A 26041-nucleotide genomic window follows, 5' to 3' on the forward strand; every position below is an offset into this window, starting at 1 on the left:
GTGGTGAAGTAGACCAGTTTTCAGTACGGATTCGAGATCCAAAGTCCAATTCGGTCTATTCTTCACCTCTACTATACAAAAAAATAGTAGTGCAAACCAATGCCTTGGTCTACACTACTAATCTTAGTATGTTTTCAGTGGCTTCGATTCAATTGCTATCGTTTTTTTATTAGTAGTTTTAGTTGTTTGTAATTCGTTCTGGGTGTGTATATACATTAAACGATTTTTCACGGACAAAACCAACGGCTGTAATTCCAAGTTCGTCAGCAAGTTCTAACGCAAGTGCTGTTGGAGCGGATTTAGTTAAAACAACTTCACAGCCGATTTTTGCAACTTTTAACAGAATCTCTGAAGACAGACGCCCACTGAACACGATTATTTTATCCGTCACTGAAATATTATTTTTTAAGCAATACCCGTAAATTTTATCAAGTGCGTTGTGTCTACCTATATCCATCCTAGCCAAAACAACCCCATTCCGATCGCATAAGGCAGCATTATGTACACCGCCTGTATGTTGAAATAGTTCCGCAGAATCTTCCAATTCCTTCATAAGAAAAAAGCAATCATTCGGTGTTAAAGAAACTTTATTCTCAGTCATTTTTTTAGCCGTCAACACATCATTTGCAAAGATGAACCCCTGTCGACCCATCCCGCAACAAGATGTAATATACCGTTTGCTGTGCAGCTGTTCATAAAACGGATATAACTTATTTGTTGTAATATGAACAAACCCGAATTTTTCATCCACTTCTATATTCATAATTTCCTTATAGCTGCCAATAACTTTTTCAGAAGCTAAAAAGCCAACGACCATATCTTCTATATACTGAGGTGTGCAGACGATTGTCATAAATTCTCGACTATTAATTTTGATAGTTACCGGATATTCAACGACAACGTCATCATTTAGCTCGACAAATTGCCCATCTGTATATTTCATGATTTTTCGTGTCGTAACTTTATCCAACGATTCTCACCCTTTCAGAAATGAAAGTATTTAGACTTCATTGTTAATTCAGCTAATCTTTACTATAATAATAGCAGAGATGTATATTTGGTGTACGCTAATATCTAGGATAATCATACTTTAGTTAATATAAAGAAGGAAGGTGTTCCAATGTCTATAACAATGAACGGATTTACATATAACTTTACAGAAGGCATGACAATCCTTCAGATTATCAATCAACACAAAATAGAACATCCACAAATTTGTTACCTACCAGAAGTGGACCCAATTGAAACATGTGATACATGTATTGTCGAAGTAGATGGTCGACTTCTTCGAGCTTGTTCAACGAAAGCGGTTTCAGGGATGACTGTATCACTATCTTCTCCAAATGCAAAGAAATCCCAAACGGAAGCGATGGATAGAATCTTAGAAAACCATCTTTTATATTGTACGGTATGCGATAACAACAATGGAAACTGTAAAATACACAACACCGTTGACTTAATGGAGATTGAGCACCAAAAGTATCCATATGAGCCAAAATGTTCAGTAGATAGTGTCGACTTTACTCATCCATTTTACCGATATGATCCTAATCAGTGCATAGCGTGTGGTCAATGCGTAGAAGTATGTCAAAACCTACAAGTTAACGAAACGCTATCGATTGACTGGGAAGCAGAACGACCCATTGTACTATGGGATGGTGGCGCCAAAATAAATGACTCATCTTGTGTCGGTTGTGGTCATTGCATTACGGTTTGTCCATGTAATGCACTAATGGAAAAATCTATGCTTGGTGAAGCGGGATTCATGACGGATCTTAAAGAAGAAATTTTAACACCGATGATTGATTTAGTAAAAGACATTGAGCCTAGTTATAGCGGGATAATGGCTGTATCTGAAATAGAAGCTGCAATGCGGGAGACAAGAACTAAGAAAACGAAAACAGTTTGTACTTTTTGTGGAGTAGGTTGTTCGTTTGAAGTGTGGACAAAGGATCGAAAAATATTGAAAATTCAACCCGTCTCTGAAGCTCCTGTGAATGCAATTTCAACTTGTGTAAAAGGAAAGTTTGGGTGGGATTTTGTAAATAGTGAAGAGCGTCTCACAAAACCTCTCATTCGAAAAGGAGATTCGTTCGTTGAATCTACTTGGGCAGAAGCCCTCGATTTAGTTGCTGAAAAATTAGGGGCTATTAAAAAAGAGTTTGGTAAAGAAGCGGTGGGAATCATTTCCTCCTCAAAAATAACAAATGAGGAAAACTACGTAGTTCAAAAACTTGCTCGCCAAGTCTTTGAAACGAACAATGTCGACAATTGCTCACGGTATTGTCAGTCTCCAGCAACAGATGGACTGTTTCGTACAGTCGGAATGGGTGGAGACGCAGGAACGATTAAAGACATTGCGGAAGCTGGTCTAGTCATAATTGTTGGGGCAAATCCTGCAGAAGGACATCCTGTACTTGCAACACGAGTGAAACGAGCAAATAAATTACACGGTCAAAAGTTAATTGTTGCTGATTTAAGGAAGAATGAAATGGCAGAGCGTTCCGATGTTTTTATAAGTCCAAAACAAGGGACGGACCAGGTTTGGCTGATGGCTGTCACGAAATACATGATTGACAAAGGCTGGCATGCTGAAGAATTTATTAATGCGAATGTGAATTCATTTGATGAGTTCAAAGAAGTCCTTCAAAAATACACTTTGGAGTATGCAGAAAAAATAACGGGTGTTTCTAAAGAAATGTTTATCAAAACCGCGGAAATGATTCGTGATGCAGATGGAACGTGTATTCTTTGGGGAATGGGTGTCACACAAAACACAGGGGGTTCAGACACATCTGCAGCTATATCGAACCTATTATTAGCTACAGGTAATTATCGGAGAAATGGAGCTGGAGCCTATCCGCTACGAGGACATAATAATGTACAAGGCGCGTGTGATATGGGATCGCTCCCTGGATGGTTGCCAGGATATCAACACGTAACAGATGATGAGGCACGATTAAAATTTGAACAAGCATATGGAGTTGAAATCGACAACAAGCCTGGACTCGATAATATTCAAATGCTGCAATCCGTAGACAAAGGTATAATGAAGGCAATGTATGTCGTTGGTGAAGATATGGCACTTGTCGATTCAAATGCAAATTATGTGCATGACGTACTAGGGAAATTAGACTTTCTTGTCGTGCAGGATATATTCTTCTCTCGAACAGCTCAGTACGCCGATGTCATTTTACCTGCAGTTCCGTCACTTGAAAAAGATGGAACATTTACGAACACGGAAAGAAGAGTACAACGACTATATAAAGCATTACCTGAACTTGGGGATGCAAAAGCAGATTGGTGGATTGTCCAAGAAATAGCTAATCGCCTTGATGCTGATTGGAACTACACACATCCAAGTGAAATCTTTGCGGAAATGGCGAGTCTTTCACCGATATTTTCTCAAGCAGATTATAGTACTATGGAAGGCTGGGATAGCTTTTTATGGGGAAGTTTGGACGGAGAAAGTACGCCATTACTCTATAAAGATGGATTTAATTTCCCAGACAAAAGAGCTCGATTTGCTCTTTCAGATTGGATAGAGCCTGTTAAGTTTCCAAAAGAATACGATCTTCATATTAACAATGGTAGACTTCTTGAACATTTTCACGAAGGTAATTTAACAAATAAGTCGGATGGAATAATGTCCGAACTTCCAGGTGTATTTATTGAAGTTTCACCGAGCTTAGCCGATGAACGTGGCGTTCAAACCGGTTCACTCGTTCGTTTAGTATCGCCTTACGGAGCATTGAAATTATCTGTGTTAGTCACAGATCGAGTGAAGAATAATGAATTGTTTTTACCTATGAACTCGGTTGAGAAAGATTCTGCGATTAACTTTTTAACGGGTCCCGCAGTTGATGAACGAACGAATACACCGGCATTCAAACAAACTATGGTTCGCATGGAAGTTCTAAACATAGAAGGAAAGAGTCCACTCCCTTTAACAAATCATAGAAACAAAAAAAGGCATCCACAAGATGGGGTCGAGGTAGAGCGTAAATGGATGCGCCCTGGATACGTGCATTTAACTACAGAAGAAGAGAGGTGATAGTGGATGGCACTGCCGATTACTTCAATCCGAATGAAGGAACAAACTCCTGAAGAGGTTCAGCAAGTTAAAATTGAAAATTTACAAACGCACTTAGCTCTACAAGATGAAGCCATTCAGAAAATTATTGCGCTAACAAGTGAGTTGAATAATGCCGGTATTCTGGATGCAGTGAATGCAATGTTGAAAGCGAAAGAGGATATTGCAGAGATTGCTGTAAACCAAGCTTCGCGTGAACCAATTACTAATCTTATTAATCATGTAATTAATGCATCTGGTTTACTAACTGCAATCAATCCGGAAGTATCTGAAAAGCTTTCTTCTAGCATTCAAAGTGGGTTACATGAAATTGATTTGTACGGTCAGAATGGGGACTCTGTCGGTATGCTCGATTTAATAAAATCCATTAATGACCCTGATATTAATCGTGCGATAAAATATGGATTACACTTTCTGAAGGGTATGGGAAAAGAATTAAATAAAGAAGGGTAACCAATTGATATGACATTCATTTTTTTAAAAGTCTACTTAGGCCTGTTCATTTCACTATATGTTCACTTTTAAAGCCCTTCTGAGCTTTAAAAGTGAGTTTTCCTTTGTCTTGTAGGAAGAGTCATAGTAAAATGAAATTAATTATGCCTTTCGCCAATATAGGATCCATTTTTTATTTTGAATTGGGCTTGGCGTTTTTGAGGAGAGAATAGACGATGACTAAAGAAATGATAACTTCTGGACAGTTGGTGAAAAAACCTATGCTTACAACTGAGCAAGATAAGCCTTCATTGCTTACGGATCTAATATATCTTTTTAAAGGTCCTGTATTAATTTCCAATGTGTTACCCGTATTAACGGGTTTTTGGTTAGCACTTTATTTTACGGGAACATCCATTTCTGAAAACCTAGTTGTGTTTTTACTAACGATTATCGGAAGTACTTTTGTAATGGCTGGGGCTCTTCTTTTAAATAATTGGTACGAAGTTGATCTTGATAAAGAAATGGCTCGAACTAAAAACCGCCCTACTGTTACAGGGACTATCTCGTTACAAAAAGTTTTAGCAATGGGAATTATTTTATCTGTATTAGGAATTATTCTTTTATTATTTACTACAATTGAAGCAACTATTTATGCATTCATTGGATGGTTTACGTATGTTATATTGTATACAATGTGGTCGAAGAGAAAATATACGTTAAATACTGTTGTTGGAAGTATTTCGGGTGCAGTTACACCTCTAATCGGATGGACTGCCATCGCACCAGGTTATCACTATGTTCCAATTGTACTTGCTTTGATTATTTTCATCTGGCAAATGCCACACACCTTTGCGATTGCAATAAAAAGACAAGATGAATACAAGGCCGCGGGTGTTGCAATGCTACCCGTTGTTCGTGGAATCGCATTTACTAAAAGACAAATCGTCATTTACGTTGCCTGTCTATTTCCTTTGCCTTTCTTTTTAGGATCACTTGGAACCGTCTTTCTTGTGGTTGCTGCTTTGTTAAATATTGGGTTCTTAATCGCGGGTATTAGTGGGTTCTTCACCAAGAATGATTACAAGTGGTCACAAATGATGTTTTTATTTTCCGTAAATTACTTAGCTATTTTATTTATTATGATGATCGTTATCACTTTGCCATTTTTTAATTAAGTTCAGAAGAAAGTTGGGGAACGAATGTTAGCTGGAACAATTGCTTCGCTAGACAAAGAGATGGGTCAAAAAGCTACAGAATATATGAATACACTAACAAAACCTATTGGGAGTTTAGGTAGACTTGAAGAACTTGCCATACAGATAGTAGAAATAACTGGAGATAAGTTTCCAACTATAACACCTCCAGGAATATTAGTATTTGCGTCAGATCATGGTGTTGTTAAAGAGGGTGTCTCTGCTTTCCCTCAAGAAGTAACTAGACAGATGGTTTCGAATATTGTTCAAGGCGGAGCGGCAATTAATGTTTTTGGTCGATTAATCGATGCTGAATTTAGGATTGTTGACGTTGGTGTAGCTGCTGAAATAACTGAAACTGAAGTTATTCATAAAAAAATTCGTAACGGCACAGATAGTTTTTTGACGAGCTCCGCAATGACGAAAGAAGAAGCACAGCAAGCCGTTAAAATAGGCTATGAAGAAGCAATAAGCTTTTTAGAAAGTGGAGTGAAATGCTTAATAGTTGGAGAAGTAGGAATTGGAAACACAACTACGAGTAGTGCGCTTTTGTCGGCTATAACAGGTACCGATGCTGAATTGATAGTTGGTTATGGTACAGGCATTTCATCGGCTCAACACGAACAGAAAATAGATGTAGTTCGCAAAGCGATTAAATTACATAATCCGAATGCAAAAGATCCAATTGATATACTTTCTAAAGTTGGAGGTTTTGAGATAGCAGCCATGGCTGGAGCTATGGTCGCTGCTGCAGAAAAAAGGATACCTATTTTACTGGATGGTTTTATATGTACAGTTGCAGGATGTATTGCAGAATTGCTCTCTCCAACAACAAAAGATTTTATGATTTCAGGTCATCAATCTGCTGAGCCGGGACATAAAACAGCCATTAATCACTTAGGGATTGAACCAATTCTCAATCTGAATATGCGACTAGGAGAAGGTACAGGTGCAGCCGTTGCTTATCCAATATTACAGTCTTCTGTTAACATGCTGAAAGAAATGGCAACATTTAAAGGTGCTGGAGTTGCAGGAAAAGACGAATAAGACTTAACTTAGCGATTCACATTTGAGGAAATCCTTCATTGTGAATCGTTTTTTATTCCAATTATCTAACCGATTGCAGTCCTTTTCTAGAATTCATGGAGTACAATATAAATATACTTACTATTCTGATGATAGGGGGGAGTCTAAAATGACACAATCAATTAATGTTGGGACAAAAACGGCCAACATATTAGACTTAGATGCAACTGCATTAGTTGAAATGATTAAAAATAAAGAAATATCATCTGTGGAAACAGTAGAAATCTATATTCAGCAAATTAAAGAAATAAATCCTTCCGTTAATTGTTTAGTAGAAGATCGATTTGAACAGGCATTGGAAGAAGCAGCTTATACTGATCGAAGGATAAAGGAAAATAAAGCAGAAGGTAAATTGATTGGTGTACCTATTAGCATGAAAGAGTCTTTTCATGTACAAGGAATGAAAACTACAGGCGGTCTAGTCATTCGTAAAACTGCTGTCCAAAGTTCAGATGCAGATGTCGTTCATAGGCTGAAAGCTGAGGGTGCAATTATTTTAGGGAAAACAAACACACCCGAACTTTGTTTTTGTCAGGAAACAGATAACAAATTATATGGACGTACAAATAACCCACGGGATTTGACGAAAACAGTTGGAGGTTCTAGTGGTGGGGAGGCCGCTATGATTTCGATTGGTGGCGCTGCTGTAGGTTTAGGGTCAGATATTGGGGGTTCCATTCGATTCCCAAGTCATTTTAATGGAGTAATTGGCTTTAAGTCAGGCAAAGGACAAGTTTCATCTGCGGGAAGCTACCCAGCAGAGGTAGAAGTATTGCAACAAAGAATGCTAGGGATTGGCCCAATTGCAAAATCTGTCCGAGATGCAAAGTTACTTTACGATATTGTAGCGAATAAGAACGCGGAAGAAAAGCAGTTGAATAATATAACTGTAAACATATTGCCTGAAACAGATTATCCTTTATCTTTTGAAACTAAATTACTAATGGATCAAGTATATGAAGTGATTAATAGCACATTACCTACCGAAAACAATATCCCTCCATTTTTCGATGAATCTGCCCGAATATGGCAGGAGATAATGTCTATCAATGGGGCAAGTGGTGTAGGTAAAGAAGCATATGGCGACAAAAAAGTTCAACCAATTCGTTCATATTTCAAGGAAATTATCGGGGGCAATTCCGACAATCATCGTTATTTGTCTTGGGCCCTGATTGGAACTTCGCTATTTAAACCTACTAAAAAACGAGTAGAAGAAATACGTGCATATATAGTTCACGGCGATATAGAGTTAGATAGGTATTTGGAAAATCGTGTTGTTGTTCTTCCTGTATATCATTCAGCGGCGACGAAGCATGGGGGAGTATATAAAGAATTATTTTCGATTCGAAAAACGTATATGAAATATATGCCTTATGTTGCTTACGCGAATGTATGGGGACTTCCAAGTTTGACGATTCCAGTCGGATTAGATGAATCAGGAATGCCGATAGCTGTTCAATTGGTAAGTAAAAATGGAAATGAAGCTGTACTTTTTAAAGTAGGGCAGCTTCTTGAGGAGAAATTTCTAGGTTATGTACGAGTAAAATAACTGATTGTTTTGGTCTGTCAACGAAATTTATTAACTTATAACTAATAATTATAGAAAAAAAAGGAGCAGTAAGTTCACTGCTCCTTCTCACAAGAAAACAAATTATTCTAATCCGCCAGCCGCTTCTACTTCGCTCCATGCAATACCGAGTGCGTCTGCGACTCCTTGTCCGTATGCTGGATCTGCTTTGTAACAGTGGACAATGTGCTTAAGTTGAATAAACTTGTCAGCGGGTCCTATATTTCTAGCCGTATTTTCATATAATAATTGTTTTTTATCATCAGTCATTAAATTGAAGAGTTTACCTGGCTGCTCATAATAGTTATCATCATCTTCACGGAAGTTCCAACGGTCTGCCGCACCGAAAATGTCCAGAGCAGGTTCTTTATATTTTGGTTGCTCTTGCCACTCACCATAGCTATTTGGCTCATAGTGAAGTGTACTGCCATGGTTCCCGTCAACTCTCATTGCCCCATCACGGTGAAAACTGTGAACTGGACACTTCGGTTGATTAACTGGGATTTGGTGATGATTTACACCTAAACGATAACGCTGTGCATCGCCATAAGAGAACAGACGTCCTTGCAACATCTTGTCCGGCGAGAAGCTGATACCCGGAACTACGTTTGCCGGTGTGAATGCAGCTTGCTCTACTTCAGCAAAATAGTTTTCTGGATTCCGGTTTAGTTCCCATTCTCCAACTTCGATAAGTGGAAAATCTTTTTTGTACCATACTTTTGTAAGATCAAAGGGGTTATAAGGCATATTATTCGCTTCTTCTTCTGTCATCACTTGAATATACATTTTCCATTTAGGGAAGTTGCCTTCTTCGATGTTGTCATACAAGTCACGCTGATGACTCTCTCGGTCTACTCCGACAACCGAGACGGCTTCTTCGTCACTTAAGTTCTCAATACCTTGTTGTGAACGCATGTGAAATTTCACCCAGACACGTTCGTTATCTGCATTAATCATACTGAATGTATGACTACCAAAACCATGCATAGTCCGGTATGATTCTGGTATTCCACGGTCACTCATAAGAATTGTTACTTGGTGAAGTGCTTCAGGTAATCCTGTCCAGAAGTCCCAGTTGTTGTTTGCGCTACGCATATTCGTACGTGGATCACGTTTAACTGCATGGTTCAAATCAGGAAATTGAAGTGGATCTCTGAAAAAGAATACAGGGGTGTTGTTACCAACAAGGTCCCAGTTTCCTTCTTCTGTGTAAAATCTCATTGAAAATCCTCGAATGTCGCGCTCCGCATCAGCAGCCCCACGTTCACCAGCTACTGTCGAAAATCGAACGAACATTTCTGTTTTCTTCCCAATATCTGAGAAAAGTTTTGCGTTTGTGTATTTTGTAATATCATGTGTTACAGTAAATGTTCCATATGCACCAGAACCTTTAGCATGCATGCGTCGCTCAGGAATTACCTCACGATCGAAATGAGCAAGTTTTTCTAAAAACCATACATCTTGTAACAGCATAGGACCCCTTGGCCCAGCAGTCATGGAGTTTTGATTGTCAGGAACCGGTGCACCTGCAGCGGTTGTTAGCTTTTTTTTGTTTTCCTTGTTACTCATTAACATTCACTCCTTAGTTAATAATAGAACTTACTTAATAATTATATCAAACATTTTAAAAAACTCCTAATAAACATTACTTATATTAGAAGATTACCAATAATGTCTAGTTTCATAGTTGCGAAATGATGGTAGTTTATTTTGAAAGAAGGTGTGTCATTTGAATGATAAAGAACAAGATCGATTATTACGAATTCAAACAACAGGTACTCGTGAACCAATAAATAATTCTGTACATTACAATCGTTATGAAGCAACACCTTACGAAGCTTTAGAGACACTCTTCGATGAATATGCCCCAGATGAAAATGATGTAATGGTTGATTTTGGATGTGGTAAAGGAAGGTTTAGTTTCTATGTGCATAATCGCTTTAACATCCCAGTTACAGGAATTGAGATGAGTGGGCAACTTCATCAAGAGGCTCTTGAGAATCAAGCGAGTTATATGAGGAAAATGAATAAATTTGACTCTTATGTACGCTTTGAGTGTTGTTTAGCAGAAGAATATACAGTAGGGAAGTTAGAAAACAAATTCTATTTTTTCAACCCATTTTCTGTACAAATTTTTATGAAGGTTATTGATAATATCTTGCTTTCGGTAGAGAAAGATTACAGACTTATCGACATAATTTTATATTATCCAACAGTTGATTATATCGAATTTCTTGATACCAACACTAGTTTTGAGTTATTTGAAGATATTAAAGTTCCAAGGTATTTTGAACATAATGAAAACGAGCGATTTTTAATATTTAGACTAGAGATGTAATATTTTTTCTAATCATGGCCTTCATTAATAAAATGAAGGCTCTTTTGAATTATCCTTACTCAAATCGGATTAGATGCAATGCATTGATTTTTTTGCCTGATCCCAAGGGACTTTATAGCCTTTCCCGTGGATACAAAAGATTGAGGTTGAGGTGTATTCAGGATCGGCGTCTTTATTGTAGCCAAAAGTATTTATGACTTCCTCCGAATTATGACATACGTCATAGCCTCCAAATTGAAGACGCAGTACACCTTTCCCGTTCGTATAGGAAGCTAGCGTTCTACTATAGTTCATAAATGTTGAAACAGGTACCTTCCCTTCAATTATGACTTTGTCTGCGTGCGTTTCAGGAGACGAGAAATTTCCATGTGCTTTTTGAATATCGGAGAGTGCGCGTCCAATATGATCTGAATCTATTTTTAATTTATAGGAGTAGTAAGGCTCAAGTAGTATATTATCAGCTTGTTCAAGGCCTTGTCTTAATGCTCTATAAGTTGCTTCTCTAAAGTCACCACCGGAAGTATGTTCGTTGTGTCCGCGTCCAGTTAGGAGCGTTATTTTGATGTCGGTTAGAGTTGATCCAGTTAAGAGCCCGTGGTGATTTTGTTCGAACAAGTGACTCCGTACGAGATTTTGGTTGCCAACAGACAAATCAGTTGAATGACATACATTCTCAAAAGAAATCCCGCTATTTCGTTCAGAAGGTTCAATTTTTATATGTACTTCTGCATAATGCCTTAAAGGTTCAAAGTGTCCGTAACCAACAACAGTTGAATTGACGGTTTCTTTATATATGATTTTGGGTTCATCAAATGTTATCTCGAATTGAAATCGATCACTCACAATTTGTTTCAATACTTCGAGTTGGATAACTCCCATAACGTGGACATGAATTTCTTGTACATAACTATCCCAAATGACATGTAGTGAAGGGTCTTCAGCGTCTAAGAGGGTGAAGCATTTTAATATATCTTTTATGTGGATATTTTCACTGAAAACAACTTTAGATGTGAGTGTTGGAATTAGTTCAAAAAGCATTTTATCTTCGAGCGTTCCAATACCATCGCCAATTGCATTGGAAGAAAGACCAGAAACTGCAATAAGTTCACCAGCTTGTGCAGTCTCAATTGCTTTAAACTTATTGCCATTGTAAACGCGCATTTGAGTAATTTTTTCAATTGCTCCGTTTGTATGTACTTCATCTCGAACTTTCAGTGTTCCGCTAAGCAGCTTCAGAAAAGTAATTCTATTAAGACTTTCATCATGTCGAATTTTATATATACGCGCTGCAAAATCTTCCTCAGAATTGTAGGAAGTGGTTGTTAGCATATCTAAACTACTTAAAAAATTAAGGATACCATCGTCTTGCAAAGCAGAGCCACTGAAACACGGAAATGCCTCTCTTTTGCGAATCATTGATTTGAAAGTATCGAGCCAGATTTCATCGTTATAACCAGTATCCATATATCGTTCAAAAAGATTTTCATCACGTTCAGCAATAAATTCAATGAGTTTTTCTTCCATCTTGTTGGCGTTAAAAGATGATGAAAGAGCTATTGTATCAATTGTTAACTGTCTATGAAACTCATGAATTACCCGTTCAACATCGGCGCCTTCACGGTCCGTTTTATTGATAAAGAAAAAGGTAGGAACTCTATGTTTCTCTAAAAGATTCCACACAGTTTCAGTGTGTCCCTCTATGCCATCAACTGCATTTATGAGGACAACGGCATAATCCATTACTTGGATGGAGCGCTCCATTTCCGGTGAAAAATCGACGTGGCCTGGGGTATCAATAATCGTGTAGGTTGAATCATTATAAAAAAATGTAGCTTGATCTGCAAAAACGGTAATACCGCGGTCTTTCTCTATACTGTGACTATCTAGAAATGTGTCTTTATGATCCACGCGGCCTCGTTGCCGAATACTCTTTGTATGGTAAAGCAATTGTTCTGTAAAGGTTGTTTTACCTGCATCGACATGTGCGAGAATACCGATTGTTTTAAACATATACGTCACCTCAGATTCTACTTATGATTCAGTATAACAAACTCTTCTTTTGGGTAGGGGAATCATTCGTGGTATACTTGAAAAATAAATTAATGGAGATGATAAAAATGCAATATACAAAATCAAAGATGGAAAAACTCGTTAAAAATCATAAAGAATTATCGGATAAGTTGAAGCAAGTAATGAAGGAGCATGATTTAGAGAAAAGTTTTGCTTTAAAAGCGATATACCATTCAGATGTGAAAGATGGAGGAATTTATCAAAGGGATTATCAGGAATTGTAAATGGCGAAAACGAAGCGAAACCGATTTATTATACTTGGACTTATTACAGTATTCGTAGCTGGATGTAGTCAAGAAGCGGTAGAAGAAATTTCGTTTGCAGATGAAAAAGAAGAGTTGATTGTTCCTATCGTTCTTCCAGAAGTTGAGACGTTAAAACCTGAAATAGCAGCTGAAGAACAAATCGAACCGATAGATTTAAATGTATTTGAACAGACTCCACATCAATGGGGAGAACGTGTTGACGGAGTGATGACACGCATAGAAACAAACGAGCAAGTAATTGCGCTTACGTTTGATGCATGTGGAGGTGCCCACGGAAGTGGGTATGATGAGAAGCTAATATCTTTTTTAAAATCGGAACAAGTGCCTGCAACATTATTTGTGAATGAAAGATGGATTCGTGCAAACGAAGAGCTTTTTATTGAGTTAGCAGCGAATCCGCTATTTCAGATTGAAAATCATGGAACACACCATAAACCTTTATCAGTAGTTGGTGGGGAAGCCTGGGGAATCCAGGCGACAACATCTGTACAAGAAGCGCATGATGAAATTATGGACAACCATGAAACGGTCAAGTTGTTAACGGGTATCGAGATGACATTATTCAGATCAGGAACGGCATATTATGATGAAGTCGCCGTTGGCTTGGCAAATGCGCTAGACTATCAAGTTGTTAATTTCGATGTACTAGGAGATGCTGGAGCAACTTTTTCCAGTGAACAAGTGAAAAAGGCACTACTTAATTCAAAAAAAGGTTCCATCGCTCTTTTACATATGAACCAACCGCAAAGTGGAACCGCGGATGGTGTTAAGAAAGCAGTGCCAGTGTTAAGAGAGCAAGGTTTTGAGTTTGTTTTGTTGAAAAATAAACAACTTATATCAAATTAAGTACGCTGCTTCTTAGAAGTGGCGCTTTTTATGTAGTTTCAATCAACTTTAGCGCTTGTTCACGGACTTCTATGTCTAGAGGTGTTGACTGAACAACTTCCCCATCCATAACGACATAAACGGGTCGATTTGTTTCTGTATGTACTTGCTTTCCAGACATATAGGTAACTCCTTCCTGAATAATAGGCTCTCCTTTAAGTAAAGCTGGAAATAAACGAAGTAATATCGTCATGCGTCCTACATCGTGAAGGATTGTAATATTTAGGAGTGAATCATTTGATGAAGCTTGTGGGCAAACAATGAGACCACCCCCATAGGAAGATGTATTTCCGATGGCTATCAACCAAGTTTTATTTGATGTGAAATCTATTCCATCAACAGATACTGTTGATGAGAAGGGTTTGAAAGTAAGAATCGTTATTATGGCAGCTATAGTATAAGCAAATGATCCCAACCTCACTTTATTTAATATTGGTTTATAAAATGAACGATCGGCTCTCCTTCCAATAACTGCATCTACCCCGACTCCAGCAATTGTCATTCCATAGCGATTTTCAACTTTTAATAAATCAATCGTTTTAACCTTGTTTTCAATAAGTCCTTTAACAAATTGATCCGGATCGGATGTTAGTTGAAACATTCTTGCTGTATCATTTCCGGAACCAGCAGGTAGAATAGCCAAAGAAATAGACGTTCCTGCCACTGCCTGAATGACAGAACCAACCGTCCCATCACCACCTATCAATCCTATACTAGAAATCGAATTCGTTTGGACATTGTCCTGGATGAACTTTCGTGTTGCTAATTCAGAATGACTCATTAAAGCTTTATAGGGTATTTCTAGTTGTTTTAGTTTAGTCTCTGTTTCATCCCAAAGCATCCTTGCCTGCCCATTTCCTGCTGTAGGATTAATAATAAATAGGTACATATGATTCCCCACTTTCTTCTAAAAACAAAACGATTACTTTATTTTCAAAGTCCAAATATGTTTTCTAAGTACCTAATTCTTTTTACGGATTACGGAGGACACGCGTTTTTCATTTCCAGCCCTCAAGTTACGTACATTTTCAATATGTTTTAGGATTGCAATGATAAATAAAGTAATTGCTATAATGAGTGGCCAGAGCCCAGTAGCAATCCAGATGGCAACCATAATTAGCGATAGATAAAGCATTAGGATGCCGAATATTAGGAAGTCCGTTACGATTGAAACAAGGATGAATATCGCGAGTGCAATCAATCCAATTTTCCAGTCTAACGCTAGTAATATACCAATTAAACTTGCTGTTCCTTTCCCTCCATTAAACTTCATGTAAAAGGGGAATATATGACCAATCATGATTGCTCCTGCTACCGAAAAGAGTAACAACCAGATAACATCTTCTGAAAATCCTACAGGTTTGATAAGTAATCGGGTAATCATAATTGCAAGTGCACCTTTACTAATATCAATTGCAGCAACTAGTGCACCGAATTTTAGTCCGAGAACAATTGCAACATTTGAAGCACCAGCATTTTTCGTGCCAGATTCTTTCATATTTACGCCAGATATTTTCTGCGCAAGAACAGATCCATGGACACAGCCAACAAAATATCCTCCAATAAGAATAGCTCCTAGCCACACCAACATAAAGAACACCTCTCTACAAAACATTTTAAGAAACAAGGGGAGAGCTACATAATTATTATCCGATGAAAAAACAAGAACAGCAAGCTTATATTGATAGTATATGAAAAAAGAAGCGGAATACTATAAAAATGGATGTAAACCAGTCATCTACTAATCTATTAATTTATGTGGATTTGAGCATTAATGTAAACTTCGCGAATCAATTAGGGGTAGTGGGTGAGTGAAGACTCGTTTTAATTTGTTTTGAAAGGTCCTTAAGAATTGTAAAAGTGTTAGTGTTTAACTGCTCAAGTTAGAGAACTGGGCGATAAGTACAAAATAATACAACGAAAAAAGCATGATCCACTAGGACCATGCCTTTTTCTTCCCCGATTTCGGGGGTATTCTCGGAAAATTTGTTAGTTCCTACGTTCTTTTCACAAACTGTTCTTTCTGACGATACATCTGAACATCCCGTCTGTGCGATCTAGTTGAGCCGACAATAAAGAACTCATCAACTCACAAAATGCACTTGTACAAAAAACTTACCGTTTTACTGCTAGTGATACACGAACTTGTTGGAATCTATTCGTACGATTCCTGACGAGAGTGCCTTTCGCCAGTAAAGCAAATTTTCCGCCAAGGTTGTTGCAGTTCGTCGTTGAAAGGAAATTGTAGGTTACTCGTCTACGTTTTCTTTTCTCCGATGTTTACCTTGTATCTTCATTATACATTGTTTCAGTTCAAAGTAAACTAATAATTTAGATTTAACTAAAAATGAGCGAAATGAACTAATTTTATAGAACAATTTTGAAATAATTACTTAAGATGGACTCTTTTTCTTTGTCAGTTACGGTAATTGAAGTTTCTACACTATTATCAGTAATGCTAAGTTCATTATTTGTTAACGTAATTCTTCCTGTAGGAGTAGAACGAGTAATGATATCAAAGTGAGTAAAAGATGAGCCTTCTGAAACTTGATTGAATACACAACCTTCATGAAAGTCAGGTAAGTTTTTATAATCCAATGTAAACCTATATAATATCCGTTCGCCAACTTCGTTTTTCTGGATCAAATCCAGCGAATCATCTGCAAGTCTTTCTATACGATAAAAACTACTTATATCTTGCTGGATACTTCCATCTAAAGGTATTGGAACGCGGGGAGTAGCCGCACCAAATCCAACATCTAGCAAGTAGGGAACATCTAACTTAACTATCAGTGCAACATGCGTATGTTCTTTCGCCCAAATACCGTTCGGCCTTTTTACAGTTGCAGGAACAAAGTGAGCAGTATATCCAAGCTCAATGAGTAACCAGTGAAAGAGGCCATTAACTTCGTAACAATAACCTCCACGGTTGTGTCCGACAATTTTATCGTATATCGTTTGTAAGTTTAAATAGATGGGGACTCTACGAATAACGTCCAAATTCTCAAATGGGATATGTTGCATATGTAGTTCTTGTAATTTCGTTAAATTTGATAAAGAGATGTCGGTGAAAGATTCAGCGCCAAATCGCTTTAAATATTGTTTTACATCCATTTCGTTAATCACCTTTTCTATAATATGTTTACGAATTCATTAACCAACTGTTACGATAACTATGAAATAAAAAACCATTGCAATTAGACCAACTGGAACACCAAAACGTGCCCATTCTGCACTTGTAATCCGAAGTTTACCAGCAACAATTATGTTCGGGATATTTCCCGGTATTAGCATACCGCCACTAATAAGCAGTCCGAGTAATATGGCTTTTATAGTAGGACCATCCATACGAGGACTAATTTCTGCTGCTGCTAATGTAGCGTTATCCAACACTGCTGAAATCATATTGATCCAGTAAAGAGCTAGGTGACTAAATCCAAGTAGATAGTTTTCAATAAGGGGTTCAAAACCTGCGCCTAAGAGTGTCAATGCCATTACAAACAAATACACCTTAAATCCCCGAATGATAATTTCGAAATAAGTTTCTGTCTTTTGGCTAGCTGATTCTCCTTTTTTTTCAATCGTTGGATTGATAATTGCAGCAGCTAGGACTCCAAAAATGACCACACCTGGAATTACATCTGGTCCTATCAATCGCAGTAGATAGAAAAAATCTTCATTAAGTTTACTAGTTGCAATTGTCGAAAGAGGTTCACCAATTGGTGTAAGTGCTGCGCCGAGACCAATTGAATAGCAAGCAATAATGACCAAGCGAATTTCTGATTTTCTTTCGAGATTTAAAACCCCTACAATTGTGACAAGTACAATCGCTGCTATTATCGCAGTAATTATACTGGAGATTAGCCCTAATACGATGACAACAAGTGCAATAAATAAGCGGAAAGGAATTCTAGTACTCATTCCTATAATTCCTTTTTCGATAGGATTCTGAAGCCAACGGAATAAGAAGCCTGCAACAATTACTGCGAAAGTTATAGTGAGTGGATCAAGTAAAGCTTTGATTATCAAATCCGTGTTAAGAACCTGGCTAACGATAACGGCAGAAGTGCCCATTATGAACAAAAATACTTCTAGGTTCCGTTCAACTGTTCTTACTGTAAACGGCATGAAGAGTACGAGCATCAAAATAATCATTAGCCCAAGCAACTTTGTTACATCCCCTTATCTATACTAATTAGTATATCATGAAGCTTATTATAAAAAGTTAGGCGTTAAAATAGTAAAATGTCTGGAAGAATCATTTTTATTTCAGGATATAAGTTTTAAAAAGAGTTTGTTTGTGGTATATGATATATATGGAGGTGGAATCCAAAAGATGTATATAAATATAGCAGTATTTCTAGTCGCTGTAGCATTTGCAATAACTTCGATCTATATGATAACAATACTTATCCGAATTACATCACTTTTTTCAACCCTCGGTAACACTATCTCTGCTACGGAGGGAAAATTGGATCAGATGGTCATTGAAGTAGAAAATTTAGTTGTTGAAACAGAACAGACGGCAAGTGACGTAAAAGAAAAACTACAAGCTACCGACGGGTTGTTTGCATCTATACAAAATGTCGGACAGGCTACATCCATTGCGAGTGGAAAATTACTTTCAGTGACGAAAACATATTCAAAGAGCGAATCAGCGGGTGGTTTAAAGCCATTTGTTCGGGCAATTCAATTCAGTGAGTTTACATCTACTTTATTTGATTCATGGATGAAGGGGAAAAAATATAGTAAGAAGTGAGGGAATAATTAATGGATTTAGTTGGAATCGGCATATTACTCATAGGTATCGCAATTTTAATAATCGCAATTTTCTTAGCTAGAATTTTAAAGAATTTAGCTTCGATATTAAGTGGTGTCGACAAAACAGTGGAGCTGTTACCAAAGCAACTGGACACGCTTATGAATGAAACTGGTGAATTGTTACATAACACAAATAACACATTAGCGGATGTGAATGAAAAGCTTGGAACACTAACTCCGATTTTTCATATTGTCGGCGATGTTGGTGAATCTACGCGTAAGTTTTCATCGGCATTGGTTGATGTAACCAAAACGGGTTCAAAGAAACTAGATGCCGCGGATACAACGAATCAAAATAAAAAATTGGGTGGCATTTATGGTTCAACTGCCCTAGGTTATTATTTATTTGGTAAGCGCAAGGGCCTAAAGAAATCAAAGTTATTTGTTGAAGGTGAGAAGCGCTCAAATGAAATTATCGATATGAATGCAGCTGCAACCAATGATGTAAAAATATAAAAAACACGTATGAAGATTTTTTCTTCATACGTGTTTTTTTATTCTGTCATTGAAAGTGCCTGTTTGATTTGTTTTCTTCTTTGATAGAGAAAGAAGAAAAAAGCAAGAGGTGCATAAATTCCTTGAAGTCTTTGGCGGAGTGCAAATTCTCTTGCCTCGGTCGTATGACTTTTCAAAGCAAGTGTTTTATCAAGTGCAAGAGAAGATAATTCTTGGGATGATTCACCAGCATCACGGACTATATAAAAGACAGGAGTGATTTGATTTATCTCATTGTTTACATGCGCAAGCGTTTCGTTCCCTTTTTGGAAGATCTCAGCTGCTTGTTTAGATGTATTTTCGAGTACAGTAGGGAGTCCATCAGTCGTTTTCTGTAAGCTGTCAAGAACAACTGCCAATTTCGTTAATGGTTTGATTAACAAAAAAGTAAGAATAAGTAATGCGATTCCGATAAAAACTACACCTATACCTAACCAGTCCAAATTGGTCACCTCTTTTGCTTATTTGTGGTTGTTCTTTTCTCTTTGAAGACTATAATACATCCTCGCGATTGTTTCCGTAACTACACTAGCTTGTTCCATGATTTTTGTGTACTTCTCTGGCGGATTCGAAACTTGAGTAGCAACATCCTTTATGGATTTATTCATAAAGCCTGCAGAATGTCCTAGATTTTCAGCAGATTTTGCAAGAACATCTATGGACTGCATTTTTCTCTCCGCATCTTCCGCAATCTCATTTGTCTTCATAAGTAAACTCTCTGTCTTTTCTGTGATTCCACCGAGCTTCGTTTCAACACGCTCCAGTGTTTTTGAAACGTCCGCCATTGTTTGTTTAGCGCTTTTCAGAGTAATAATAACAAAAATTGCGATAAGTAGTAATGAAAGTGCAGCAATTAGTGCACTTGCATATAATAGAAACTCCACTTAGCGCTCACCTCCATTTCTATAAAGTAGTGCTACATTAATAATACCACTTTTTGGGCTTTGGTAAACAATGATTCCTTAAACTGGATTTGTATACTAAAAAAAGCATGATCCAATAAGAATCATGCTTTCCAAATAAGTAGGCTATTTGATTAGCGAACACCTTTCATGAAGCGCTGAATGATAGGTGAAACTAAGAATAGGATAATGGCTAATAGAATAGCTATTCCGCCAATTGTTCCGAAATACAACATTTCATTTTTAGGTGAATAGAATTTTACGATTTGTGCATTTAACGCTTGTGCAGCGGCGTTCGACAAGAACCATAGGCTCATTGTTTGTGCTGAGAATGCTGCCGGAGCCAATTTGGTAGTAGCTGATAAGCCTACGGGAGAAAGAAGAAGTTCTCCTAATACAACTACAAAAATACTTAATACTAACCATAAAGGATTCACAAGTGCGTCCGTACCACCTAGGTAGCCTGGTAGTAAAATAATGATGAAAGACAATCCAGCAAAAAGTAGTCCTAGTGAAAACTTTTGTGGAATAGATGGCTGTCTGTCCCCAAGTTTAACCCAAAGCCAAGCGAAAAGGGGTGCAAGAGTAATTATAAATAAAGGGTTGAACGATTGGAACCAAGCAGGTGAAATTTCAATACCGAAAAAATTAAGGTCAATTCGTGTATCTGCATACACTGCAAATATCGTTGATCCTTGTTCTTGAATCGCCCAAAACATGACCGAAGCTAAAAACAAGGGAATAAAAGCTAGTATGCGTGATTGTTCCACTTTATTCGTTTTAGGGCTTCTGTACATGACTACAAAATAAATTGTAGGAATTAGGAAACCAAGTACTCCAACAATGGCTATAAATGAATCGAAAGTTAACCATCCATTTGGTAGGCTGAACGCGAAAAGAACTGCTGAAAGAAACGCAAATATAGAGAATGTCGTTGTTAATTTTTTCTTTACGAAACCAAAGTAGAAGAATCCACCGAATAGAACTAACGTAAGAAAAGTAAATCCAAGATTAAATTCGGTTTCCATAAAACTACCGCCGACTAATGCCGTAATAAAGAGTACTGAAACAGTAAAAATTAAAATTACTTTTTTCTTTTCATTTTGTTCCAGTGGATTTGGAACTTGTTGGCCTGCGAGTCCTAGATTTTTCTTTTTTGTTAATACAAAGAGAAGCAATCCGAAGAACATCCCAATAGCCGCTACTCCGAATCCAAGATGGAAGTTGATTTTCATCAAACCACCGGTAATAAGTGGGGAGATAAATGCACCCATATTGATACCCATATAAAAGATACTGAATCCAGCATCACGACGGTTATCAGTTTCAGGATAAATTTCACCAACAATACTCGAAACGTTCGGTTTTAGAAGGCCTGTACCAAGTACGATCAGAAGCATTGAGATGAAAAACAGCGTTAAACTTCCTGGAATAGCTAGGGCGATGTGACCAAGCATAATTAGAACTCCACCGTAGAATACCGCTTTTGAAGTACCGAAGATCCGATCTGCAAGCCATCCGCCAATAATTCCCGACATGTACACTAAGGAACCGTAAATTGACATGATTGACAGTGCAAGAGGCTTACTTAGTCCCAGACCACCTTGCGAAAGTTCGTAATACATATAGTAAACAAGAATTGCCCTCATACCATAATATGAGAACCGCTCCCAAAACTCAGTGAAGAATAATGTGAGGAGTCCTTTTGGATGTCCAAAAAATCCTTTTTGAGGGACGCTTTCAATGATTTGCTGCTTCGTAAATTTTGACAATGTATACACTCCCTTAGATGTTTTTAATGATACATCTATCTCTTTTGTGAAGTCAAAAATAACAATTCAAAGCATAAAATAAAAGAATACATTGATTTTACAGCATCTTTGTAATTGATAAACTATTTTAGAATTGCAATATAGAAGATATGGTTTTGGAAAGAAAATTAAGAAACGAATAAATCATGGAGGTAAGACCTAATCCGAAATATAAAATGACTATTCTCATGTTATCTTTCCCGATTTCATACAATGAACTACAACGAAAAGTATATTACCGAGATTAGGGGGTGGCTGGATTGGAAATTTACGACGTAGTACTTATACCTTTAATAATTGGAATTGTTCAATTGCTCAAAATCACTGGTTTGCCAAAAAAGATGTTACCTATTGTTTCGTTACTATTTGGTCTATTGGCAGGGATTTTTTATATGCACCCAGGCGATATTAAAGGCGGAATACTTGTTGGATTAATGATGGGTTTATCCGCAAGTGGTATGTATTCAGGAGGTAAAGCGTTAATCGAGCAACCTGAAAGCAATAAGGATTCATTTAGTTAGTAAGCAATGTAATCCAAGTATGGTAAACTCTTTGGTAATGAAGTTATAAATCAACCTTCTATCAACAGAAAGTTCCGGACAAAATCATAGGGAGAGTATAAGTTCACTCTCCCTTTCGTGACGAGATAAATGAGACGTTTTGTGAGGTAGGCTTGAACCATTATTATCAATTGCAGAGGTGAGATGGATGAAGATAATTGTGGCTCCGGATTCATTTAAAGGGAGTTTAACTGCAGTCGAAGCTGCGGAAGCAATGAAGACGGGAATTCATAATGTAGATCCTACAATTGAAACCATTTTGTTGCCAGCAGCAGACGGCGGTGAGGGGACAATGAGCAGTCTAGTGGGTGCTACTGAAGGTAAACTAGTTTCGATTCTCGTACATGATCCATTGGGAAGAATAATCGAAGCGTGCTATGGAGTATTAGGTGACGAAGAAACATGCGTTATTGAAATTGCAGAAGCATCTGGCATAATGCTTTTATCTGAAGAAGAATTAAATCCATTATTGACTTCCTCTTATGGTACAGGCCAATTAATCCGACATGCACTCGATGCGGGGTATAGAAAGTTTATTATTGGACTAGGCGGAAGTGCTACGAATGATGGTGGCGCAGGCATGCTAGAAGCTTTAGGGATGAACTTGCTTGACGTTAGTGGCGCGGCCCTCACAAGAGGCGGTGGCTCACTAGATGAACTTGCTAGCATTGACAGTACTGATTTTCATCCATACATAGCACAAAGTAACTTTGTTATTGCCTGTGATGTAGAAAATCCGCTGATTGGACCGCTAGGAGCATCTGCTGTGTTTGGCCCTCAAAAAGGGGCAACACCAGAAATGGTTGCACAACTTGATGCGAACTTAAAGAATTATGGTAATGTGATCGAAAGAATAACTGGAAATTCTCTTCAATCAAAGAAAGGTGCAGGAGCTGCAGGAGGAGCAGGGGGTGCTTTTCTAGCTTTCTTTCCATGTGATATGAAGCAAGGAATTAGCGTTGTATTAAAGGCAATTTCTTTCGATGAACATCTAACAGACGCTCACTTAGTTTTGACAGGCGAGGGAAAGACAGATGTACAAACCTTGTCTGGAAAAACCCCTTTCGGCATCGCCAAGGCATGTGAAAACAGAGGGAAGCCGGTTATTCTCATTTCGGGAACGATTGATAATCAGAATGATCAGCAGTTCGAATCCTTATTTACCGAAATTCACTCGATTTCAGATGAAGCAGTTACGGAAGAAGATTCAATAAAAAATGCTTTTCGATATCTTCAATTAAAAACAGAACGAGTAATTGAAAACTACGTTAAAAATAATCAAATGATGCGATAAAGTTAACTCTTATTATCGCATCATTTGTTCTTCTTGTTCATAACGATCAAAGAGAGTAAGAAAAACAGAATAGTCGTGCCTATTAGATAGATAACGCTTGTTAAGGGAGAAACAATTTTACCATTAACTTCGAAAACGACCCCCATGTTCGATAGAAATAATTCTTTCATTTCAGCAGGTGCTTGTGAAAAAGCTTCAATCATAGGAGAATCCATAAGTAATTGCCTGAACAATACAGCTGAATGAGAAACCGGAAAGATTTTTACGATTGTTTGCAAATAGTCAGGCAAACTGCCGATTGGAATATATATCCCTGCCACAAACCCTAAAAGTGTACCGATGACCGTGCTAGCTGCTGCAAAAGCATTAGACGTTTTAAAAAATGAAACTAAGAGTAGAATCATAGACGCACTTGCTAAAACTGACAAGATGATGACACCAATAACAGCAAGCATTTTACTTGGAGATAATAGCGATTCACCAATAAAAAATAGGTAGATTTCTGCAGTAATTAATGTAAAGAAACACATGATAAAACCTATAAATAATGCGCTTAGAACATATCCCCCAACTAACTTCCCTCGTGAAATAGGAGAGGAATAAAAATCCATATACGTTTTATTTGAACGATCCTCTACAAGATTTCCGAATGAACCTAAAGTAGTTGTTAGCGATGTAATTGCTAACATTCCGGCGATAAACCAAGACGTTAGCAAGCCCTTTTTCGAAGGGAAGTCAGGAAGGCTCTTGGCTGTCAAATCCCCTAAAAATAAAACGTATAAAGCGATTAATATAAGTACGGCTAGTAATGAAAAGAAAACCGTTGCTTTGTCTCTAAAATATAATAGGATGTTACGCTTGGCGAAGGCTAACATTGTCAGTCACATCCTTTCCGTTAATTACAATGAATACGTCATCTAAACTGGATTTACGTACTTCAAACGATGTGATGAACTTCGAGTATGCGGACAAAATAGGAATGGCATCCAATGTTTCCTCTAAGGCAATATAAACGAGAGACTTTTCAGTGTGAAATGCATACTGATCTGCAAGTAGTCTATTTTTCATCTCATCCTCATTATTCGTAGTGCAAATTAGTTTATGTGATGAGTGCGTATCTTTTAACTGTTCAGGTGTTCCTTTTGCAATAATATTCCCTTCTTTCATCACTACAACATAATCAGCCCCTACAGCTTCTTCTATATAATGTGTAGTTAAAAAAACAGTCATTTTTCGTTCTTTTTGAAGAATAAGAATAGTTTCCCATATATTTTTTCTGCTTTGTGAATCGAGTCCTGTCGTCGGTTCATCCAATACTAAAATAGAGGGATTATGAAGAAGTGCACGTGCTATATCTGCTCTTCGCTTTTCACCGCCTGACAACTTTCCATAGGGGCGTTTTAAAAATGAATGCAATCCTGCTAAAGAGACCACTCTTTCGATTGCAGCATCTCTTTCCTTTTTGTTGTGCCCATAAAAAGCACTTCGAATTTTCAAATTCTCTTCAACAGTAAGCAAAGCATCCAATAAGCTTTCTTGAAAGACGACACCGATTTCCTTTCGTATGGCATGATCATCTTTACCTACCATATAGCCATGCACTTTAACAGTACCTTTATCTTGTTGTAATAGAGTCAACAAGATAGAAATCGTGGTTGATTTCCCGGCGCCATTTGTTCCTAAAAACGCAAAAAGGGAACCTTTTTCTACATAAAAACTACAATTATTTACTGCTTGAACTTCACCAAATGATTTGGATAAATTCTCGACTTCAATAATTTTGTTCATTGACTTCCTTCCTTTCCTTATTGCGTGAGCGTATAGCTAAATTAATTTTGTCCGCAGTAGCTTTATCACCAATAAAAAGAATTGTTATCAGGAGGATATAAACTGCTAAACCCATCCCCAGAACATAAATTGTGTAAATGCTTTTAAGTGGCACCATATTAAAAAAGGAGATTGCAACGATTAATACGAATTGAACTATGAAAACTTCTAGTAGTCTTGAAAGTAGTGAACTCTGTATAGGTAGCAAATGGATTATGTAGATGAAAAACAAAATACTGATGGAGATAAACAACATTGTAAAAGCCAGTTGTTCATCGTATGGCGGGAATATATCTATGGAACTGAAAAACAGATAAAAAACTGAGCTTAACGTAAACGAGATACAACCCGAGCTAATATACCTCATGATTTCTTTCATAAGACTTCCTCCTTACTTC

At 37.5% G+C, this 26041-nt stretch carries 25 protein-coding genes; 12 read left to right on the forward strand and 13 right to left on the reverse strand.

Translation table 11 applies throughout. The features are described from left to right. Nucleotides 1-178 precede the first annotated feature (178 nt). Nucleotides 179-943, reverse strand: a complete 765-nt coding sequence (fdhD, locus tag ACXYMX_RS13115) for a formate dehydrogenase accessory sulfurtransferase FdhD (RefSeq protein ID WP_459044754.1) — start codon at nt 941-943, stop codon at nt 179-181. A gap of 177 nt (nt 944-1120) precedes the next feature. On the opposite strand from fdhD, the gene fdhF reads away from it, so the two are divergent. The 5 genes from fdhF to ACXYMX_RS13140 all read left to right on the forward strand — a co-directional run bounded on the left by fdhF (nt 1121) and on the right by ACXYMX_RS13140 (nt 8356). Further along, the gene (gene fdhF / locus ACXYMX_RS13120; protein WP_459044695.1) at nt 1121-4054 is read left to right on the forward strand and encodes a formate dehydrogenase subunit alpha; all 2934 of its coding nucleotides are present in this window, start codon (nt 1121-1123) and stop codon (nt 4052-4054) included. A gap of 6 nt (nt 4055-4060) precedes the next feature. Further along, nucleotides 4061-4546, forward strand: coding sequence for a helical membrane plugin domain-containing protein (locus tag ACXYMX_RS13125; protein WP_459044696.1), 486 nt, complete (start codon nt 4061-4063; stop codon nt 4544-4546). Nucleotides 4547-4761: 215 nt separating this feature from the next. Further along, entirely contained in the window at nt 4762-5703 is a 942-nt protein-coding gene (gene cyoE, locus ACXYMX_RS13130) for a heme o synthase (protein ID WP_459044697.1), read from the forward strand. A gap of 24 nt (nt 5704-5727) precedes the next feature. After that, nucleotides 5728-6768, forward strand: a complete 1041-nt coding sequence (gene cobT, locus ACXYMX_RS13135; RefSeq protein ID WP_459044698.1) for a nicotinate-nucleotide--dimethylbenzimidazole phosphoribosyltransferase — start codon at nt 5728-5730, stop codon at nt 6766-6768. 148 nt (nt 6769-6916) lie between these two features. Next, a complete protein-coding gene (locus ACXYMX_RS13140; RefSeq protein ID WP_459044699.1) occupies nt 6917-8356 on the forward strand; it encodes an amidase in 1440 nt (479 codons plus the stop codon). 102 nt (nt 8357-8458) lie between these two features. Here the strand turns inward: ACXYMX_RS13140 and ACXYMX_RS13145 are convergent, their stop codons facing one another. After that, nucleotides 8459-9943 carry a catalase gene (locus ACXYMX_RS13145; RefSeq protein ID WP_459044700.1) on the reverse strand — a complete coding sequence of 495 codons (1485 nt, stop codon included), beginning with the start codon at nt 9941-9943 and terminating at the stop codon, nt 8459-8461. Between the two features lie 160 nt (nt 9944-10103). Between ACXYMX_RS13145 and ACXYMX_RS13150 the strand changes: the two genes are divergently transcribed. After that, a complete protein-coding gene (locus ACXYMX_RS13150) occupies nt 10104-10712 on the forward strand; it encodes a methyltransferase (RefSeq protein ID WP_459044701.1) in 609 nt (202 codons plus the stop codon). 69 nt (nt 10713-10781) lie between these two features. Here the strand turns inward: ACXYMX_RS13150 and ACXYMX_RS13155 are convergent, their stop codons facing one another. Further along, the gene (locus tag ACXYMX_RS13155) at nt 10782-12722 is read right to left on the reverse strand and encodes a GTP-binding protein (protein ID WP_459044702.1); all 1941 of its coding nucleotides are present in this window, start codon (nt 12720-12722) and stop codon (nt 10782-10784) included. 68 nt (nt 12723-12790) lie between these two features. Here ACXYMX_RS13155 and ACXYMX_RS13160 point away from each other — a divergent pair, with 68 nt between their 5' ends. Further along, complete coding sequence (locus ACXYMX_RS13160) at nt 12791-13006, forward strand: hypothetical protein (RefSeq protein WP_459044703.1); 216 nt, start codon at nt 12791-12793, stop codon at nt 13004-13006. Beyond that, the gene (locus ACXYMX_RS13165) at nt 13007-13894 is read left to right on the forward strand and encodes a polysaccharide deacetylase family protein (RefSeq protein ID WP_459044704.1); all 888 of its coding nucleotides are present in this window, start codon (nt 13007-13009) and stop codon (nt 13892-13894) included. Nucleotides 13895-13922: 28 nt separating this feature from the next. Here ACXYMX_RS13165 and ACXYMX_RS13170 read toward each other — a convergent pair whose 3' ends face one another. The 4 genes from ACXYMX_RS13170 to ACXYMX_RS13185 form a co-directional block, all read right to left on the reverse strand. After that, complete coding sequence (locus tag ACXYMX_RS13170) at nt 13923-14822, reverse strand: diacylglycerol/lipid kinase family protein (protein ID WP_459044705.1); 900 nt, start codon at nt 14820-14822, stop codon at nt 13923-13925. A 72-nt stretch (nt 14823-14894) separates the two neighbouring features. Next, nucleotides 14895-15524, reverse strand: coding sequence for a glycerol-3-phosphate acyltransferase (locus ACXYMX_RS13175; RefSeq protein WP_459044706.1), 630 nt, complete (start codon nt 15522-15524; stop codon nt 14895-14897). Between the two features lie 776 nt (nt 15525-16300). Next, entirely contained in the window at nt 16301-17047 is a 747-nt protein-coding gene (locus tag ACXYMX_RS13180) for an arylamine N-acetyltransferase family protein (protein WP_459044707.1), read from the reverse strand. 39 nt (nt 17048-17086) lie between these two features. Continuing rightward, complete coding sequence (locus ACXYMX_RS13185; RefSeq protein WP_459044755.1) at nt 17087-18088, reverse strand: DUF1646 family protein; 1002 nt, start codon at nt 18086-18088, stop codon at nt 17087-17089. Between the two features lie 181 nt (nt 18089-18269). On the opposite strand from ACXYMX_RS13185, the gene ACXYMX_RS13190 reads away from it, so the two are divergent. Next, nucleotides 18270-18692 carry a DUF948 domain-containing protein gene (locus ACXYMX_RS13190; RefSeq protein ID WP_459044708.1) on the forward strand — a complete coding sequence of 141 codons (423 nt, stop codon included), beginning with the start codon at nt 18270-18272 and terminating at the stop codon, nt 18690-18692. An 11-nt stretch (nt 18693-18703) separates the two neighbouring features. Next, a complete protein-coding gene (locus tag ACXYMX_RS13195) occupies nt 18704-19210 on the forward strand; it encodes a DUF948 domain-containing protein (protein WP_459044709.1) in 507 nt (168 codons plus the stop codon). Nucleotides 19211-19248: 38 nt separating this feature from the next. Here ACXYMX_RS13195 and ACXYMX_RS13200 read toward each other — a convergent pair whose 3' ends face one another. The 3 genes from ACXYMX_RS13200 to ACXYMX_RS13210 all read right to left on the reverse strand — a co-directional run bounded on the left by ACXYMX_RS13200 (nt 19249) and on the right by ACXYMX_RS13210 (nt 21923). Then, nucleotides 19249-19692, reverse strand: a complete 444-nt coding sequence (locus tag ACXYMX_RS13200; RefSeq protein ID WP_459044710.1) for a DUF948 domain-containing protein — start codon at nt 19690-19692, stop codon at nt 19249-19251. Between the two features lie 18 nt (nt 19693-19710). Then, nucleotides 19711-20133: a DUF948 domain-containing protein gene (locus tag ACXYMX_RS13205; RefSeq protein ID WP_459044711.1), complete on the reverse strand. Its 423-nt coding sequence runs from the start codon at nt 20131-20133 to the stop codon at nt 19711-19713. 152 nt (nt 20134-20285) lie between these two features. After that, on the reverse strand, nt 20286-21923 hold the full coding sequence (locus ACXYMX_RS13210; RefSeq protein ID WP_459044712.1) for a peptide MFS transporter: 1638 nt from the start codon (nt 21921-21923) through the stop codon (nt 20286-20288). A gap of 299 nt (nt 21924-22222) precedes the next feature. Between ACXYMX_RS13210 and ACXYMX_RS13215 the strand changes: the two genes are divergently transcribed. Then, nucleotides 22223-22483, forward strand: coding sequence for a hypothetical protein (locus ACXYMX_RS13215; RefSeq protein WP_459044713.1), 261 nt, complete (start codon nt 22223-22225; stop codon nt 22481-22483). Between the two features lie 187 nt (nt 22484-22670). After that, nucleotides 22671-23816 carry a glycerate kinase gene (locus ACXYMX_RS13220; protein ID WP_459044714.1) on the forward strand — a complete coding sequence of 382 codons (1146 nt, stop codon included), beginning with the start codon at nt 22671-22673 and terminating at the stop codon, nt 23814-23816. A gap of 20 nt (nt 23817-23836) precedes the next feature. Here the strand turns inward: ACXYMX_RS13220 and ACXYMX_RS13225 are convergent, their stop codons facing one another. Genes ACXYMX_RS13225 through ACXYMX_RS13235 form a run of 3 tightly spaced genes read right to left on the reverse strand, consistent with a single transcriptional unit; the run spans nt 23837 to nt 26022 of the window. After that, a complete protein-coding gene (locus tag ACXYMX_RS13225; protein ID WP_459044715.1) occupies nt 23837-24691 on the reverse strand; it encodes an ABC transporter permease in 855 nt (284 codons plus the stop codon). Next, on the reverse strand, nt 24669-25604 hold the full coding sequence (locus ACXYMX_RS13230) for an ABC transporter ATP-binding protein (RefSeq protein WP_459044716.1): 936 nt from the start codon (nt 25602-25604) through the stop codon (nt 24669-24671). Before ACXYMX_RS13230 ends, ACXYMX_RS13225 begins: the two co-directional genes overlap by 23 nt. Continuing rightward, complete coding sequence (locus ACXYMX_RS13235) at nt 25588-26022, reverse strand: hypothetical protein (RefSeq protein ID WP_459044717.1); 435 nt, start codon at nt 26020-26022, stop codon at nt 25588-25590. The genes ACXYMX_RS13230 and ACXYMX_RS13235 overlap by 17 nt, the downstream gene beginning before the upstream one ends. Between the last annotated feature and the right edge of the window lie 19 nt (nt 26023-26041).

Source organism: Sporosarcina sp. CAU 1771, assembly GCF_054482775.1.